The sequence below is a fragment of the Streptomyces sp. TOM-9 genome, assembly GCF_056858595.1.
In genome coordinates this window covers 6,276,449-6,291,256 of sequence record NZ_JBXEQB010000001.1, presented here as the reverse complement: position 1 = coordinate 6,291,256, position 14,808 = coordinate 6,276,449, and the positions used below count along the sequence as shown (strand labels likewise).

Sequence of the window (14,808 nt, the reverse complement as noted above, 5' to 3'; positions counted from 1 at the left end):
GGTCACCCCTGGTCACCCGCGGTCAGGCAGTGCCCGGGGTGCCCGCCGACGCGCCCTGCTGGGGTGCGTCGATGTCCTTGTCGACGAGCCTGCGCACCACGTTGAGCAGCTCGCCGGGCTCGAAGGGCTTGCTGAGGAAGGCGTCCACCCCGGCGGCGACGCCGCGCTCCACCTCGGCCTGGGTGCAGGCACTGACCACGACGATCCGCACGTCACGGGTGCGGGGGTCCGAGCGGAGGCGGGCCGCCGTCCGTATCCCGTCCAGGCGCGGCATGACGACGTCCAGCGTCACCACATCGGGGCGCACCTGCTGCACCACGTCCAGGCATTCGGCACCATCGGCCGCGGTCACGACCTCGAAGCCCTCCAGCTCGAGGTTGACCCTGATCAGCTGCCGGATGACCTTGTTGTCGTCGACGACAAGCACCCGGCCGGACTCGCCCGGCACATTCAGAGCCTAGGCGCGCCGGATCGGATGCGTCCGCGTTTTCCCCATTCCTTCCCCGACCGGGGGACCCCGCCCCGGTGCGCCGGACACGCGCCGCCGCCATGGGCTATGCCACCGGCACGCGGCGCGAGGCACGCCCGCCACCCCCTCCCCACCCGCAACCCGCCTCCCCGGAAACCCTGTACACGGACACCCCTTCCAGGCTGGTAAGGTTTCACCCGTCGCCGCCACAGCGGCCGACACGCCCCCGTAGCTCAGGGGATAGAGCAACGGCCTCCGGAGCCGTGTGCGCAGGTTCGAATCCTGCCGGGGGCACCTTGTACGAGGTGCCAAAAGACCCCGCCACCAGCGAAGACGCTGAGTGCGGGGTCTTTGCGTATGCGCAGGCGTGTGTCGCCGAAAGTGGGCGTAGGACGGGGTCTGTGGACAATACGTGGACAGGATCTTGAGCCATCGGCCCAGGTCAGCCCCCGAAAACAGCGAAGGCCCCCGGACAGGTCCAGGGGGCCAGGATCGCAGAACTCCGCGGGCCGTCACTCGTACGCGCGCAGCAGGTCCTCGATGCGGCGGTTGGCGACCTCCTGCCGGCCGTCGATGCACTTGGCGTACCGACTCAGCAGCACCTCTGCACTGTGGCCGCCGTCGGCAACCTCGGTGGCGTTCAGCCACGTCGAAGCCTCACGCGGAGGTCCTGGTGCCGGTGGAAGGTAGCGCCGGTCCGTCAAGCCTGTGCGCCCGATGCCGCTGGGTCGGGAGCGATGCGCAGCAGGAACTACACAGCAAGCGTCGCCAGCGCGGACGACCGGCATCGGTGGCGCCAAGCGCCACCAAGACAGTGCGGTCTGCAAGAAGGGGAAGACACCAGCCGACGCGAACGCCACTGGGGGGGCCGCTGGCTCCTGGCCGGGCTGGCCCGGTATGCCTGACGACACGCCGGGCCCGCCGTATGGCGTTGGCTACCACCAGATGAGTACGTATCCGTTGGCGCCGTTTGCGGCAGGTGTGGCTGGAGTTTCCCTCGCGCCGTCACCGCCCAGGCTCACACCCGGCGGCGCGGGCACAATGCCGTTGACCCCCGGGCTGCCCCCCTGGCCGGCATTTGGTCCAGGGTTCTCGAAGGCGTAACGCTGGCCGGCCGCGCCCTGATAGGCCAACCCACCGGTCGGACAGTCCCCGTTCCCGCCGGGAGTGGGCACGGGGGGAAATGCGAAGGCCCCGCCGGCGCCGCCGTTGGCGCTCGCGAGTATCTGGCCGCCGGGGCCGCTCACGGTGCTATCCGACCCGGCTGTGCCGGGCATAAGCGGCGGCCCGCCGGTCCCGCCCTGACCGACGGTTACCTCGTACGCCGACCCCGGCTGCACGGGTACGGCGCACCAGGCGAGGCCACCAGCACCTCCGCCAGCGCCGACAGTGATGTCTCCGAGTAGTCCACCACCACCGCCGCCGGCGCCCCACAACTGGACGAAGACCTTGGTGACCCCGGCGGGCGGGACGAATTCCCTGCTGCTGGCGAATAGCAACAGGTCGTGCTCGGCACCGGGCCCGGGAGGACCAGGCGGTCCTGGGGGTCCTGGGGGTCCTGGGGGTCCGGGAGGGCCAGGGCGGCCCGGGGGCTTCGGGCAGTAGCCGGGCGAGGCCGGGACGGAGAAGCACGAGAAGGCTGTCTGTTGGGCGTCATGCTCCTCGACCGCCGCAACATGTCCCGTGGTATCGGCGTACGCCATACCCGTCACACCGGACGCCAGTGCCACGCTCGCGGCTACCGACCACACGCGCACACAGCCTGAGCGCCGCCGTATCGAGGCCTGGGGCCTGGTTATTCGGTACAACACGTCACCTCCAGGAATGGGCTCTCAACGGGCGGCCCGCGCCGCCTCCCCGAAGGGGAGCTGCCGTGGGGCAGCAACGAACCCACAGCAAGAATTCCTCTGAGTTACATGATGTGCACTTTCGGTAGCCGACTGGGTGATCTCGGCGAACCCTCCGCCAGCCGCGCCCGCGCTGCACCGTTCGGCCGCTGCGACGCTCGCCCCGCGAACCCGACCTCCGGGTGAGCAGCGAGCAAGGAACGCGTGCCGGCAGCGCGCCCTGGGCGTCTGCTCAGTTCGGAGGCGCTCTGCCACACTCCTCACGCCTGCGCTCCGGAGCTGTGTGCGCAGGTTCCAATCCTGCCGGGGGCACCTTGTACTAGGTGTCAAAAGACCCCGCCACCAGCCAAGACGCTGAGTGCGGGGTCTTTGCGTATGCGCAGCCGTGTGCCGCCGGAAGTGGCCGTATGACGGGGTCTGTGGACAGTACGTTGACAGGATCTTGGAGCGTTCGCCAAGGTCAGCCCGCCACATTCGACGGACCGTGTCTGACAGTTCCTCCGGGAGCGCCGGCCGGTCCACTCCCCCGATTGGCGAGGGGATTCGTGGATCATGGTCCCTGGCTCAACGCCCGGGGAAGCGGACGCTGTCGCGGGCCCTCTGATGCGTCTGGCTCGCTGCCTGCTCGTCCGCCGCGGGAGCGTCGGTTGCGACGTTAACGACATGGTCGTCGTCGCTGATGATGCGGATGAAACCAACCCAGTCGGCGACAGCGGGGTTGGTGACACGAGCATCGAGGACCGCATGGCCATTGACCGTGCTCTTCTTGATGTTGGTCGCCTTGAGGTCGTCGTCGGGGTAGTCGTTGTTGGCGTTCAGGAGGAACTGAAGCTGCAAGTCCAGATCCGCCGACAAGGTAGGCCCGTCATTAACGGTGATGGTGGTGGTTTCGTCTGCGGCAGTCACCGAATACGAGCGAGCGGCGTAGGTAATGTCGTCTTCGACGATCTCCTCCTTGGTGGCCTTTCCAGGAAGTTTGAACATGATGCCAGTGGGGGAATCCGTGGTCTTCACCCATTCCGCCGTATCGGCCTTACCGTGATTGCCTGGCTCGGCCACCGTCACTGTCCTGATGCCGGCGGACGACGGCGCCGGGGCGGCGAAGGCACTAGCGGGAAGCAGCACGCCTCCTGCAGCCAGGGAAGTCGCGCCGGCAACCATCAGAAAGCGCTGCGTTGACGAGAGGCGAGCCATGAGAATCACTCCTTGCGAGACATGGGGAACGGCGTGCGTCGGGCGGCTTTAATAATTCGCAGACATTTTCACGGTGGGCCATATCCCGCCGTACCGCCTGACTCACTTCCGGATGATGCAGGCGTACAACTGCTCTGCGTGAACCCACGTGCCATTCAAGGCCCAATGCGGGATCACGTCATGTTCCGAGATCGCGTGACACGAGAACTCGGGACTTGCCGGAAGGAGGCGTTCCTGATAGCGGAGCAAGCAGTGGGGGTCAATATCATTTCGCCACCCCAGGGCGCCCACGGACAGGGGCCCGCAGTAGGTCCGCGCAGCGGACACGATGACCGGCGCCACTGTCCCGGGCAGGAGGGGTGAGCACGTCAGCCACTCCGATCGCCCGGCCGGACCGTCAGAGCACTGTGGGCGAGTCGCGCCATTGCCGACCGCAGAAGCACCCGATCGCCCTCAAACGTCGCCCGCACTTCACGGACCGGTCATGCGGCGAGTGTCGCCAGCGTCCGCTCGGGTGCGGCAAGGATCGAGAAGTGACCCTGGCCGGGATGGATGTGAAGGCGTGCGCCCGGAATCGCCGCGGCGAAACGGCGAGCGTGCTGGAGCGGGACGGTGGTGTCGGCGTCCCCGTGGTGGATCGACGTGGGCACCCTGATCGATTCGAGGTCGAAACCCCAGGTCGAGGTCAGTAGGCGCAGATCCTGTGCGACCCCCCAGCTTCCGCGGTGGAACGCTCGCAGGTAGTTGGCCAGGAAGGCCGCGCGTGCGTCCGGCTCGGCGAGGGCGCGCCGGTCGCCGGCGGGCATCTCGCTGGTCGCCAGGCGAAGGAACAGCTCTGGTGTCCGGCGCGCCAGCGTGGCCAGGCGGCCCAGAAACCAGCCACCGAAGGCTGGGGCGTGCCGGGCGATCGGCAAGGACGCGCGCTGCCCGGTTGCCATCCCTCGCGTGGGCCAGGCGGGCGGCCCAAGCGGCGCGATGAGCAGCAGGCTGCGGACGCGGTCAGGTAGCTCGGACGCGCAGGCCGCCGCGAACGCTCCGCCGCCCGAAACGCCGAGCAGCGCCACCGAGCCGACTTCCAACGCGTCCAGGACCAAGGCGGCTTCCGCAGCCCAGTCCACGACCCGCGGCAGGCGACGGGCGTCGGTGCCGCCGATGCCGGGGCGGTCCGGGGCGATGAGGCGCAGACCGAGCGTGCGGGCGGCGCCCGCCAAGGCGTACACGGTCAACCCGGAGTCGGCCAACCCGTGGCAGAACAGCACCGCAGGCGCGTCCGGCTCCCCCACCGCCTCGACCGATATCACGCCGCCGTCAGCTCGACGCAGCTCCAGCCTCATATCGTCTCCCATGACCTTGATCTGAGAGCTGCCTGCGCACAGGTCATCGGCCCGTTGCGGGGCCCCGGCGGATCCCTCGCTGGAGTTCACCACGTCACTTGCCCCAGTACTTGCTGAGCTGACCTTCCATGAATGGATGGGGACTCGCGCTGACTTCGCCGGCGAAGGGGTGTTCAAGCACGAGGACGAGGGTGAGGCTCAGGCCTACCAGCAACGCGATCGACCCTACGAAAAGCAGCTGCACCTTGAGGCTCTCCACCCCGTAAAGCAAGGTGATCAGCATGACGATCAACGCGGCCACGCATCCTCCACAATAGCGTGGACGTAGTCCCCGATCGCACGGTCCAATTTTTGCTGCACATCGTCTGGAAAACCGTGGGCGTTGCGGGAGATCACAGCGAGATCTGTGGCCTCCGAGGTCACCACTGCTTGAACTTGCTCAAGATCGGTCCACAAGGTCACGATGACGAAAGCAAGGACGATTCCGTAGATGGCTCCGAACAGTTCAAGTACCGTGCGCGACACATCATTGGTCACGCCATTGCTCAACTCGGGAAAGACACGGCGCGCCACCAAGCAAGCGGCGAGCGACAGAACAACAACGCCGCCAACGATGAGGATCGCGAGGCTGGCCGTGTCCAGGTTGTTGAGTAGCCAAAGTCCCACGTCAGCGACTCTATCCAGCTCGCGGCCGCGTTCAGGGTCGGCACGACCAACGCCACCGCTACATCACCGAGGTAGTCGAAGTACTGGCCGCGCCGGCCCCGACGCTCGCAGAAGCAGCACCTAGTGCCGCAGGTCGTTCGTGCGGCCCGCGCCTTCAGGCGAGATGCGCATCAGGACCATCAGGGTGATGCTGAAAGGAGAACGTCCATCCGATTGCAACAGGAGATCCCATGATGGACGCAGCCAAGACTGAGCTGTACGCAATAGACCTGACTGATGCGGCGTGGGTTACGAGCAGCTACAGCAACAGGTGGGACAAGACGTGTGTGGAGGTCGCAGACCTCGGCGGCGGCGCGGTTGCGGTCCGCGATTCGCAGAACCGGGAGTTGCCGCCGCTCCGATTCACCGCAGAGGAGTGGGCCGCGTTTCGACTGGGCGTGCGTGACGGCGAATTCGGCTAGAGATTGCCGTCGGCAGCCAGGACCGCCGGTTCTACCCGAGGACCCCTTCGGCAACCGCCTCAAGTTCCGAGAGCCCACGGCATCCTGAGACGACGGCGGCGCCGGACCCTTCCCGGGGCCGGCGCCGCGTGACGGCAATGTGCGGTCGATCAGTGCTGTGCGGCGCCCTTGCGGCGGCGCAGCACCAGCACAGCACCCGCACCCAGCAGCAGCAGCGCGGCGAAGGCGATGCCACCGACCTGGGCGCCGGTCTCGGCGAGCCCGCCGCTCTCCGTGCCGGAGGAGTCGGAAGCGGACGGGGCGACGGTCGCGGAGGGCGAGCCGTTCGGCTGCTCACCGCCCGCCGGGGCAGAGGCCGACGGCGACGCGGAGCCCGAGGGTGAGCCGCTCGGCTGCTCACCGCCTTCCGGAGCGGACGCGGTCGGGGAAGCGGAGCCGGAGGGCACCGTCCCGCCGCCGTTGCCCTCGTCCTTGCAGTCGACCCAGAAGACCTTGTGCTTGGCGCGGCCGTGCTCTCCGTCGAAGTTCCAGAAGAGCTTGTAGTGGCCGTCCGCGAGCGCGAGGTTTTCGGTGCGCTCGTGACCGGAGCCGTCGAGGGTGAGCGAGCCGGACTTCACCGTCTCGCCCTTCTGACCGTCGGTCGGCGACCACCGCTCGATGGACCAATCGGCCTTCTGGGCACCGTCGAACTGGAAGCCGTCGAGGTAGAAAGTGCAGACGTGCGGCTCGTTGTTGTGCAGCTCCTCGCCGGTCTTCGCGTCGTGGATCTTCACATTGCCGTTGTCGCCGGGGGCGTTGTGGGCGAGGGCGGCGGGCGCCAACAGCAGGGATGCTGCCAGGGCCGCCGTCGCCGCGCCTGCCGTGGAAAGGGCGCGCATGGGCGTACCACCTGTGGGGTGTGAAACGGAATGCGGGGGGAGGCGGCCAGGTTCCACCTCGCTGACCAGCACGTCAAGGAATGGTTGACCTCATTAGTCGGACTACGTCACAACCGCCCCATAGGTCCGACATAACAATTACGCCACACCGTTCACGTTTGAAGAAGCGCCTAGCAGCACGGCGGGCGGTACGCGCTCGGTGCGCACCTGGGTACCCCCGGAGCCCGCCGTCGGTCACTCGTACTCGCGCAGCAAGTCCTCGATACGGCGATTGGCCACCTCCTGCCGCCCGTCGATGCACTTCGCGTACCGACTCAGCAGCACCTCCACGCTGTTGGCCGTCCGCTCGGCAACCTCGGTCGCTGCATGCCCACGGTGGAGTCGGCGAGGTGGTGGCCTGCGGTCAGGCGTGGGCTTTGAGAGCGGCCAGGCGGGCTTCGATCTCGGCCGCGTCGCCCATGGTGTCGAGGCGCTCGAACTGGGCGTCCAGTGAGGAGTCGGCGAGTTCCTGCTGGCCGAGTGCCCTGGCCTCCTCGCGGCGGACTATTTCCTCGAAGCGGCTCAACTCGGAGGTGGGATCGAGCACGTTGATGTTCTCGGCGGCGTCCAGCATCTGGCTCTGCGCGTGGGCGGTCTTGGCGCGGGCCACCAACTGGTCGCGCTTGGAGTGGAGTTCCGTCAGCTTGACCTCCATTTGGGCGAGGCCGAACTTCAGTTTGTCGACGACCTCCCGCTGCATGGCGATCGTGGGCTCGGCGTCCTTCGCCTCGCGCCCGGCCTGGAGCTGGCGCTGCAGCGCCACCTTGGCGAGGCGGTCGAACGCGTCGGCCTCGGCTTCGGAGCCGGCGGCCCGCAGGTCGTCCGCCTTTCGGCTGGCGGCCAGCGCCTTGGTGCCCCATTCGGTGGCCGCCTCCACGTCCTCCTGGTGGTCCTGCTCCAGGAGGCGCAGATTGCCGATGGTGGTGGCGACCGCCTGCTTGGCCTCGTCGATGTTGTTGCTGTAGTCGCGGATCAGCTGGTCGAGCATCTTCTGCGGGTCTTCCGCCTGGTCCAGCAGGGCATTGATGTTCGCCTTCGCCAGCTGTGCGACGCGGCCGAAGATCGTCTGCTTGGTCATGGGACCGACCCCTTCCTTGGGTTGCCGTCTGCGTACGCCTTGGCTCAGAACCTGCCGCCACCGCCCCTCCGCCCGCGCGTCCCGCCGCCGCCGAAGCTGCCGGGGCCGCCGCCCCCACCGATCCCGCCGCCGAACATGCCCCCGCCGGCCCCGCGGCCCATGCCGCCGAAGATCTCCCCGAGCAGGATGCCGCCGAGCACCGCACCGCCCATGCCGCTGCCCCCGCGGCGGCCGCCCATGGCATCGCCGTACGGACTGCCGTACATGCGCACGTCCCCCTCGGCCTGCTGCTGCGCCGCGCGGGCCAGCGCATCCGCCCGCTGGGCCTCGGCGAGCGCGGCGGTGGGATCGGAGTCCTGCGCCAGTTCGAGGTGCCGCTGTGCCTCGGCGAGACGCGTCCTGGCCTCGCTGCCCACCGCCGCACGGTGGGTCGTGATGAAGTCCGAAGCGGCGCCCACGGCGCTGCGCGCGGTGAGCAGGGCCTGGTCGAGCAGGGAGCGGGCCCTGCGGTTGCCGGCCTCGTGTGCGCGCGCTCCCGTGAGGGCCTCCTCGAGGGCCGCGTCGGCCTCCTCCACGCGGCGCAGTACGTCGATCGGGTCGTACGGTCCCGCGGCGATGTGCGTCCGCACCTCGCCGACGACCGATTCGGCGCGGGCGATCCGGCCGTACAGGTCGGCTGTGGAGATGCCCTCGGGCGTGCCGGCGAGCATGCCCCGCGCCTCCGCGAGGTCGGTCTCGGTCTCCGTCAGCGCGCCGGGCAGCTTGCCCGCCGCCTCCGCGAGCTCCTGGGCCAGTCGGCCGACGGCGTCCACGAACGTGCCCGCCTGGTCGATGGCGCCCTCGGCGGCCCGCAGATGCACCGCGGCCGTGCCGCCCGCGCCCGCCGCGACGGCCTCGCGGGCCTGGCCGAGCTGGGTCGCGGCGAACACCAGCCGGTCCCTGGCCTGCTCGACGTGGCCCGTGACGGGCTGGACCGCGGTGGTTGCGTACCGCGTGCCGAGCGTGGTGAGCGTGGCCTGCGCGGTGTCGGTGCGGCCGGTGATGTCCCGCAGCTCCGCCTCGGCGTGCTCCAATGCCTGGGGCGCGTTCTGCTCCAGCGCGCGCAGCCGGTCGAAGCCCTCGGCCTCCGCGTCGAGCCGGCGATTGGCCTCGGTGCACCGCGCGATGATCTCGTCCAGCATGCGGCGCTTGGCCGCGTCGTCCTCGGGCATCGCGTCGTCGAGCTGCTGCCGCAGCCGGAAGGCCACCGTGAGCTGCGACTGCGCATACCCGAGCGCCTCACTGTAGGGCGCGGCCGCCTCTTCGCCGAACTGGGCGGTGGCGAATCCGAGTTCCTCGGTGCTGGTGCGCACCGCGTCGTCCGTGTCGACGAGCAGCTCCCTGGCCCGCTGGTCGAGTTCGGGCAGGGGCAGGGGCACGCTCTCGGTTCCGCTCGGGCCGGGGGACCCCCAGCCCTGGGTGGTACGGGGCCCGGAGCGCTTCCTGCGCCGGGCGTACACGTACCAGGCGAAGGCGAGCGCGGCTGCGATCACCACGACCGGCAGAAAGAGATCACCCGCACCCCTGTGGCTGCCGGCGCCACCGGGGTCGGCCTCGCCCGGGGTGATCGCCGGGGTGGGCACGGGCATGCCCGCGAGGACCGCGCCGATGCCGTCCGCCGCGCCGATGGCCGCCCCTGCCCAGTCGTTCTGCCGCAGCGCCGGTTCGACCGCGGTCTGCGCGACGTCTTGCAACTGGGCGTCGGTCAGCTGCGAGTCCCGGTCCACGGAATACGCGTACTGCCGGTCGTGCGTGGCGACGGCCAGCAGTACGTCGTTCAGGCCGAGGCCGTTGCGCTCGGCGGTCGCGTCGGCCCAGTTCTGGGCTGAGCGGCCGGAGAAGTCACGTACGTAGGCGACGTAGAGCTGCACGCGGTGCACGTCGTCGAGATTCCTCAGTGCCGTTCCGACGGCGCCCTTGCGGTCGCCGAGCGCGTCCACCCTGTCCGTGATCTGGCCGGTCCGCGACAGCACGATCGGATCGTCGGCGCGGGCGCCTGCGGCGGGCAGAACCAGCCAGCAGAGCATTGCCAGCGCGCCGATCACGGCATACGCGGTACGCAGGGTGTGCGAGGTGCGAACGCCTCCGTGCGACGGTTCCCGGCTCCGGTACGGCCTCACTTTGTGAGCGTATTACCCCTTCTGTCACACCGCGACCGAGAACGTCCCGGGCTGGGTCGTCCGCACATCGCCGTACGAGGGGCATCGGTCATGCGTCGAGCCGGTCGACGGCGTTCACGTCCCTGCTTCCGCGAGCTCGTCGGTCCTCGATGCGCCGATGCCTCAGCTGGGTTTGACGGGGGACTTGGGCTGGGTGGGGGGTTGCTGTTGCTGGGGCTGGTCGCCCGTCCCGCCGCCTCCGCCGGAGGACTTGGGCGGGGCCGGGGGCTGTTCGGGCTGTTCGGGCTGTTCGGACTGCTGGGGCTGGGAGGGGGGCTTCTGGGGCTGTTCCGGGGTGTTGGGCGTGGCCGGGGGCTTGGGTTGCTCCTGCGTGCCTGGGGACTCCGGGGACTTCGGTTCCTCCTTCGGCGACTGCTCCTCGCTCTTCGGCGACTCTTCCTTCTTCGGGGATTCCCCTTCCTCCTTCTTCTGCTCCTCGCTCTTCGGGGACTCCTCCTTCGGCGACTCCTCCTTGCCCTTCTCCGGCGACTGCTCCTCCGTGCCCGGCGACTTGGGCTCCTCCTGCTTCTTCTCCTCGCTCGGCGGCGGCGCCGTCTTCCCCGGCGGTTCCAGCTGCGAGCCCGTGGACGGCGACGGAAGGACCGGCACCGGGGAGCCGGACGGCTGGCCCTTGGGGGGTTCGACCTTGTGGTCCTGCTTGCCCTCGACCTTGCCGCTGGGACGCTCGAACCAGCGCTTGCTGTCCTGGTCGTAGAGCGTGAGCGTCATCATCGGCTTGTCGGACGGGACGACCGCCACCAGGCCGGCCGCGCGGAAGGTGTCCCACTGGCGGCCGCTGTACGTAGGCGTGCCGTTGACGGCGTCGGGCGAACTCAGCGGGTTGCCGCAGGTGCAGCGGACCACCGGGACGCCGTGGTCGTCGACCATGACGGGGGTGCCGGCCTGGAGGATCGCCTGGTAGTCGGTGGCCTGGCCGTCCTTGAAGCCGTGGCTGGTGACGCGGGTGTCCCAGTTGAGCTGAACCGGCGTCAGCGCGCGCAGGTGGGAGGGGAGGTCCTGCGGCTCGACCTTCAGGGTGTCGGCGAAGGCCGCGGTGCGGGCCGGGTCCTTGGTGAGGTACGCGATCTGCTTCTCGACGTCGCAGGCGGACTCGTTCTGCTTGCCGCTGTAAAGCCCCGGGTGGGCGCCGCTCACCTTGAGGGTGCCGCCCGGGGCCGAGGACTCGTTGGGGGTGATGGTGGGGGTGACCGCGGTGCCCGATTCGCCCGCCGTGGAGGGGGTGAAGGGGTCCGGGCCTGCCGCGGAGGCGTTCTGGAGGAAGATCTCGCCGCCGCCCTTGGTGCCGCCCAGGAACGAGAAGGCGAAGATCACCGCGACCGCCACGACCATCGCGGTGCCCGCGGTGACGAGGGTCCGGCGGGCCCGCCACCACGGGGCGGGGGGTCCGCGGTGGCGGCCGGGTTCTCCGCCCGGTGGACCCGGTGGGCCCGGTGGTCCTGGTGGTGGCGGCGGGCCGGGGGGTGGCGCCGCCGGTGGGGGCGGGGGGCCCGGTGTCACCGGTGGGTGCTCACCCGACGGCCGGCCGGACAGCGGTCCGGACGGAGGGCCGGTGGGGCGTTCGGGCGGAGGAGGTATGGAACTCACGGCACTCTCCCCAGACGTGGGGCAGCGGGAATTGAGGTCGATTCCCGTGCGCCCTCCGATTCCATTATGTGCACCCTTCCGGAAAGGCGGCAGTGGGGCATCCGCGAAGCTGTCGCCGCCGCACCGGCTTCCGTGGCGTGACCTGCTGCGCAGGTGGCCCTGCGGGTCGGGGACGAGAATCGGTACATGGAAGCAGTGGGATACACCAGCGCGAACACCGGTCTCTTGCTGATCGACCCGTACAACGACTTCCTGTCCGACGGCGGGAAACTGTGGCCCCGCGCGAAGGCGGTGGCCGAGCAGGTGGGGCTGCTCGACCACATGCGTGAGGTGCTCGCGGCCACCCGGGCCCGCGGAATCCGGACGTTCTTCGTCGCGCACCGCCGCACCGCCCCCGGGGACTACCAGGAGTGGGAGCACCTCTCCCCCGCCCAGGAGGCGACCGTCAAGGGGCAGGTCTTCGCCCAGGGCTCCTGGGGCGGCGAGTTCCACCACGACTTCCAGCCCGTGGACGGCGAGATCCAGGTGCACGAGCACTGGTCGTCGAGCGGCTTCGCCAACACGGACCTGGACTTCCAGCTGAAGCAGCACCGGCTGTCGCGCATCGTGCTGATCGGGATGCGGGCCAACACCTGCGTCGACACCACGGCACGCTTCGGCCAGGAGCTCGGCTACCACGTCACCCTGGTGCGGGACGCGATCGCCGCCTTCAGCCCGGCGGAGATGGAGGCGACCTTCGAGGTGAACGCGCCGGTCTACGCGCACGCCATCCTCACCACGGAGGAGTTCCTCGACGTGCTGCCGCCCTGCACCGAGGAGTACGGGGCAGGGCGGTAGCGGCGGGTGCGGGTCAGGGCTGCTGCGGGGCGGTGAGCCAGCGGTCGTACCAGGCCACGCTGCGGCGCAGCAGGTCCAGCAGATGGCCGCGTCCGCCGATCATGTGGCCCTCGCCGGGGTAGACGACGAACTCGTGGGGGACGCCGTGGTGGCGCAGGGCCCGGTGGAGGAAGAGGCCCTGGCTGACCGGCACATTGGTGTCGTCCTCGCCGTGGAGGATCAGGACCGGGGTACGGACACGGGAGGCGTACGAGACGGGGCTGACGCGGTCGTGGGGGTGGGGTCCGGGGCCCTCCCAGCCGATGCTGCCGCTGCCCGCCGACTCCCGGACGGCCCCCTGCTCGCCGGTCGCGGCCAGCATGCCCCAGTCGCAGATGCCGGCGCCCACGATCGCGGCCTTGAAGCGGTCGGTCTGCGTGACGGCCCACGCGGCCAGGTAGCCGCCGTGGCTCCAGCCGCCGATGCCGAGGCGGTCGGGGTCGGCGACGCCCTGGGCGACGAGGAGGTCGATGCCCTCGGTGATGTCGGTCCATTCCGCCCCGCCGACGGCGCCGTCCGTCGCGGTGGCCGCGAAGGCGTGGCCGTGGCCCTCGCCGCCGCGGGGGTTGGGGAGGAAGACGGCGTAGCCGGCGGTGGCGAGGAGCTGGCCGGGTGGCAGGTCGATGTGGAACTGCCATGAGTCGCTGTAGCGCCCGTACGGGCCGCCGTGCGCGAGGGTGATCAACGGGAAGGGGCCGTCCTCGCGGGTGCGGCCGGGCGGCAGGAGGAGCAGGCCGTCGAGGGCGAGCCCGTCGGAGGCCTTGTAGGAGAGGCGTTCCTGGCTGCCCCACGGGATGTCGCGGATCTCGGGGCGCGTGTCGCTGATCCGGGTGAGCGGGCCGTCGGGCGGTCCGGTGTGGACGTCCTTGGGCTCGTACGCGGTGCCCGCGAGCACGGCGACCGTCCCGCCCGTACGGCTCGCGGTGAGCGCGTGGACGATGCCCGGGCGGGTGTGCAGGCGGCGGAAGCGCCGCTCGCCGGGGTCCAGCCGGAACAGCGCGGTGTACAGGCCGTCGGCGAAGACGGCCAGGGGCGGGCCGTCGGCGACCTGGAGGAGTTCGGTGGGGCAGACGGTCATGCCGGCGGTCAGGTCGCGTGCCTCCGGCCGGGGCCGCTGCTCCGGGTCGGCCGGGATCACGCGGTCCAGGACGGCCGGGGAGCCGACCAGGCCGGGCGGGGTGGTGGCCAGGTGGGCGAGGTGCCAGCCGTCCTCGGCCCGCCACCAGACGGGGCGCTGCGCCGCGTGCCCGGCCGGGCCGAGGTCGTGGACGGTGAAGGCGGCGGTGTCGACGAGGTGGAGCTCCGCGGTGAGCGAGCCGGGGTCCTCCTCCACGCACTCCCAGGTGAGCACGGCCAGCATGCCGCCGTCGGGGCGCTCGGCCACCTCGACGACGTGCCGGTCGCCGAGGGTGTCGAGGGTGCGGACGGCGCCGCTGTCGAGGTCGAGCAGGCGCAGGCGGGCGGAGGGCTCGGGGCCCGTCCGCTCGGTCCACACCATCACGTCGTCGTCCTCGGCCTCGTCGGGTGCGTCGGCGGCGATCAGGGCGACGGTGCGGCCGTCGGCGAGCGGCAGGTGGTTCGCGATGCCGCCGGGCCAGGCGGTGAGGGCCTCGGCGGGGCCGTCCGGTCCGCCGTCGGCGGCGAGGCGTACGCGGTGCAGTTGCCCGCCGGTGACGAAGAGGACCGCCGCCGAGTCCGGGGTCCAGCGCGGGGCGCCGATCCAGCTCGTGCCGTCGGTCAGCTGCCGCGCCGGGGCGCCGCCGTCGGCGGGCACCGCCCACAGGGCACTGGCCAGGCGGTCCGCGATGGCGAGGGGCCGCGCCGTGTGGACGACCGTGCCGCCGTCCGGGGAGAGGGCCGGGAACATCGGTATGACGCTGTCCAGGACCGTCCTTGCCACGATGTCGCTCTGTGCCGTCAATGTGCCCTCCGCAGCGTCCACTTGGGTCTCGCGTTCCTCCTGCTGGGAACCGATCCTGCCGCAGCCCGCGACCCGTGGATAGGCTCGAAGGATCATGGAGCTGTCGCCGACGAGGCCGGACCGCCTCGCGAACGGCTGCCCCGGCGCCCTGCCGGCGGCGGGGGGTGACCTGCTCCCCGGGGTGCGTGCGCACGCGGGTGATCGCGCTGGAGGGCAAGGAGTTCGCGCTCGGGCGGTGAGGT

The 14,808-nt window shown here is 70.4% G+C and carries 13 protein-coding genes, 1 tRNA gene and 1 pseudogene; 3 read left to right on the top strand and 12 right to left on the bottom strand.

Going from position 1 to position 14,808, the window contains the following annotated elements; all coding sequences use genetic code 11:
* Positions 1-22: 22 nt before the first annotated feature.
* Positions 23-454: a response regulator gene (locus tag AC1VWI_RS29460; RefSeq protein ID WP_499516948.1), complete on the bottom strand. Its 432-nt coding sequence runs from the start codon at positions 452-454 to the stop codon at positions 23-25.
* A 237-nt stretch (positions 455-691) separates the two neighbouring features.
* On the opposite strand from AC1VWI_RS29460, the gene AC1VWI_RS29455 reads away from it, so the two are divergent.
* Positions 692-763: transfer RNA gene (locus AC1VWI_RS29455), tRNA-Arg, on the top strand.
* A gap of 218 nt (positions 764-981) precedes the next feature.
* On the opposite strand, the pseudogene AC1VWI_RS29450 reads toward AC1VWI_RS29455, so the two are convergent.
* The 6 genes and pseudogenes from AC1VWI_RS29450 to AC1VWI_RS29425 all read right to left on the bottom strand — a co-directional run.
* Positions 982-1,122 (bottom strand): annotated as a pseudogene (locus tag AC1VWI_RS29450) (tyrosine-type recombinase/integrase); the annotation flags it as partial.
* Between the two features lie 282 nt (positions 1,123-1,404).
* The gene (locus AC1VWI_RS29445) at positions 1,405-2,172 is read right to left on the bottom strand and encodes a glycine-rich domain-containing protein (RefSeq protein ID WP_499514022.1); all 768 of its coding nucleotides are present in this window, start codon (positions 2,170-2,172) and stop codon (positions 1,405-1,407) included.
* Between the two features lie 708 nt (positions 2,173-2,880).
* Positions 2,881-3,510 (bottom strand): hypothetical protein, encoded by a 630-nt coding sequence (locus AC1VWI_RS29440; protein ID WP_499514021.1) that lies wholly within the window; start codon positions 3,508-3,510, stop codon positions 2,881-2,883.
* Between the two features lie 482 nt (positions 3,511-3,992).
* On the bottom strand, positions 3,993-4,844 hold the full coding sequence (locus tag AC1VWI_RS29435; protein WP_499514020.1) for an alpha/beta fold hydrolase: 852 nt from the start codon (positions 4,842-4,844) through the stop codon (positions 3,993-3,995).
* 94 nt (positions 4,845-4,938) lie between these two features.
* On the bottom strand, positions 4,939-5,145 hold the full coding sequence (locus tag AC1VWI_RS29430; RefSeq protein ID WP_499514019.1) for a bestrophin-like domain: 207 nt from the start codon (positions 5,143-5,145) through the stop codon (positions 4,939-4,941).
* Positions 5,133-5,510 carry a bestrophin-like domain gene (locus tag AC1VWI_RS29425; RefSeq protein ID WP_499514018.1) on the bottom strand — a complete coding sequence of 126 codons (378 nt, stop codon included), beginning with the start codon at positions 5,508-5,510 and terminating at the stop codon, positions 5,133-5,135. Before AC1VWI_RS29425 ends, AC1VWI_RS29430 begins: the two co-directional genes overlap by 13 nt.
* 230 nt (positions 5,511-5,740) lie before the next feature.
* On the opposite strand from AC1VWI_RS29425, the gene AC1VWI_RS29420 reads away from it, so the two are divergent.
* Positions 5,741-5,971, top strand: coding sequence for a DUF397 domain-containing protein (locus AC1VWI_RS29420; RefSeq protein ID WP_499514017.1), 231 nt, complete (start codon positions 5,741-5,743; stop codon positions 5,969-5,971).
* 149 nt (positions 5,972-6,120) lie between these two features.
* Here AC1VWI_RS29420 and AC1VWI_RS29415 read toward each other — a convergent pair whose 3' ends face one another.
* The 4 genes from AC1VWI_RS29415 to AC1VWI_RS29400 form a co-directional block, all read right to left on the bottom strand.
* On the bottom strand, positions 6,121-6,849 hold the full coding sequence (locus AC1VWI_RS29415; protein ID WP_499514016.1) for an LAVTG motif-containing sortase-dependent surface protein: 729 nt from the start codon (positions 6,847-6,849) through the stop codon (positions 6,121-6,123).
* A gap of 403 nt (positions 6,850-7,252) precedes the next feature.
* Positions 7,253-7,966: a PspA/IM30 family protein gene (locus tag AC1VWI_RS29410; protein WP_499514015.1), complete on the bottom strand. Its 714-nt coding sequence runs from the start codon at positions 7,964-7,966 to the stop codon at positions 7,253-7,255.
* Positions 7,967-8,010: 44 nt separating this feature from the next.
* Positions 8,011-10,032, bottom strand: coding sequence for a TPM domain-containing protein (locus AC1VWI_RS29405; RefSeq protein WP_499516947.1), 2,022 nt, complete (start codon positions 10,030-10,032; stop codon positions 8,011-8,013).
* A gap of 255 nt (positions 10,033-10,287) precedes the next feature.
* Positions 10,288-11,508, bottom strand: coding sequence for a DUF6777 domain-containing protein (locus AC1VWI_RS29400; protein WP_499514014.1), 1,221 nt, complete (start codon positions 11,506-11,508; stop codon positions 10,288-10,290).
* 447 nt (positions 11,509-11,955) lie between these two features.
* Here AC1VWI_RS29400 and AC1VWI_RS29395 point away from each other — a divergent pair, with 447 nt between their 5' ends.
* Complete coding sequence (locus tag AC1VWI_RS29395) at positions 11,956-12,606, top strand: cysteine hydrolase family protein (RefSeq protein WP_499514013.1); 651 nt, start codon at positions 11,956-11,958, stop codon at positions 12,604-12,606.
* Between the two features lie 13 nt (positions 12,607-12,619).
* Here AC1VWI_RS29395 and AC1VWI_RS29390 read toward each other — a convergent pair whose 3' ends face one another.
* Positions 12,620-14,545 (bottom strand): alpha/beta hydrolase family protein, encoded by a 1,926-nt coding sequence (locus AC1VWI_RS29390; RefSeq protein WP_499514012.1) that lies wholly within the window; start codon positions 14,543-14,545, stop codon positions 12,620-12,622.
* Positions 14,546-14,808 lie beyond the last annotated feature (263 nt).

Excerpts from the sequence above, each read along its gene's own strand:
- AC1VWI_RS29410 (WP_499514015.1), bottom strand. The coding sequence starts at position 7,966 with ATGACCAAGCAGACGATCTTCGGCCGCGTCGCACAGCTGGCGAAGGCG.
- AC1VWI_RS29435 (WP_499514020.1), bottom strand. The coding sequence starts at position 4,844 with ATGAGGCTGGAGCTGCGTCGAGCTGACGGCGGCGTGATATCGGTCGAG.
- AC1VWI_RS29405 (WP_499516947.1), bottom strand. The coding sequence starts at position 10,032 with ATGCTCTGCTGGCTGGTTCTGCCCGCCGCAGGCGCCCGCGCCGACGAT.
- AC1VWI_RS29395 (WP_499514013.1), top strand. The coding sequence starts at position 11,956 with ATGGAAGCAGTGGGATACACCAGCGCGAACACCGGTCTCTTGCTGATC.
- AC1VWI_RS29415 (WP_499514016.1), bottom strand. The coding sequence starts at position 6,849 with ATGCGCGCCCTTTCCACGGCAGGCGCGGCGACGGCGGCCCTGGCAGCA.
- AC1VWI_RS29420 (WP_499514017.1), top strand. The coding sequence starts at position 5,741 with ATGATGGACGCAGCCAAGACTGAGCTGTACGCAATAGACCTGACTGAT.
- AC1VWI_RS29440 (WP_499514021.1), bottom strand. The coding sequence starts at position 3,510 with ATGGCTCGCCTCTCGTCAACGCAGCGCTTTCTGATGGTTGCCGGCGCG.
- AC1VWI_RS29445 (WP_499514022.1), bottom strand. The coding sequence starts at position 2,172 with ATGGCGTACGCCGATACCACGGGACATGTTGCGGCGGTCGAGGAGCAT.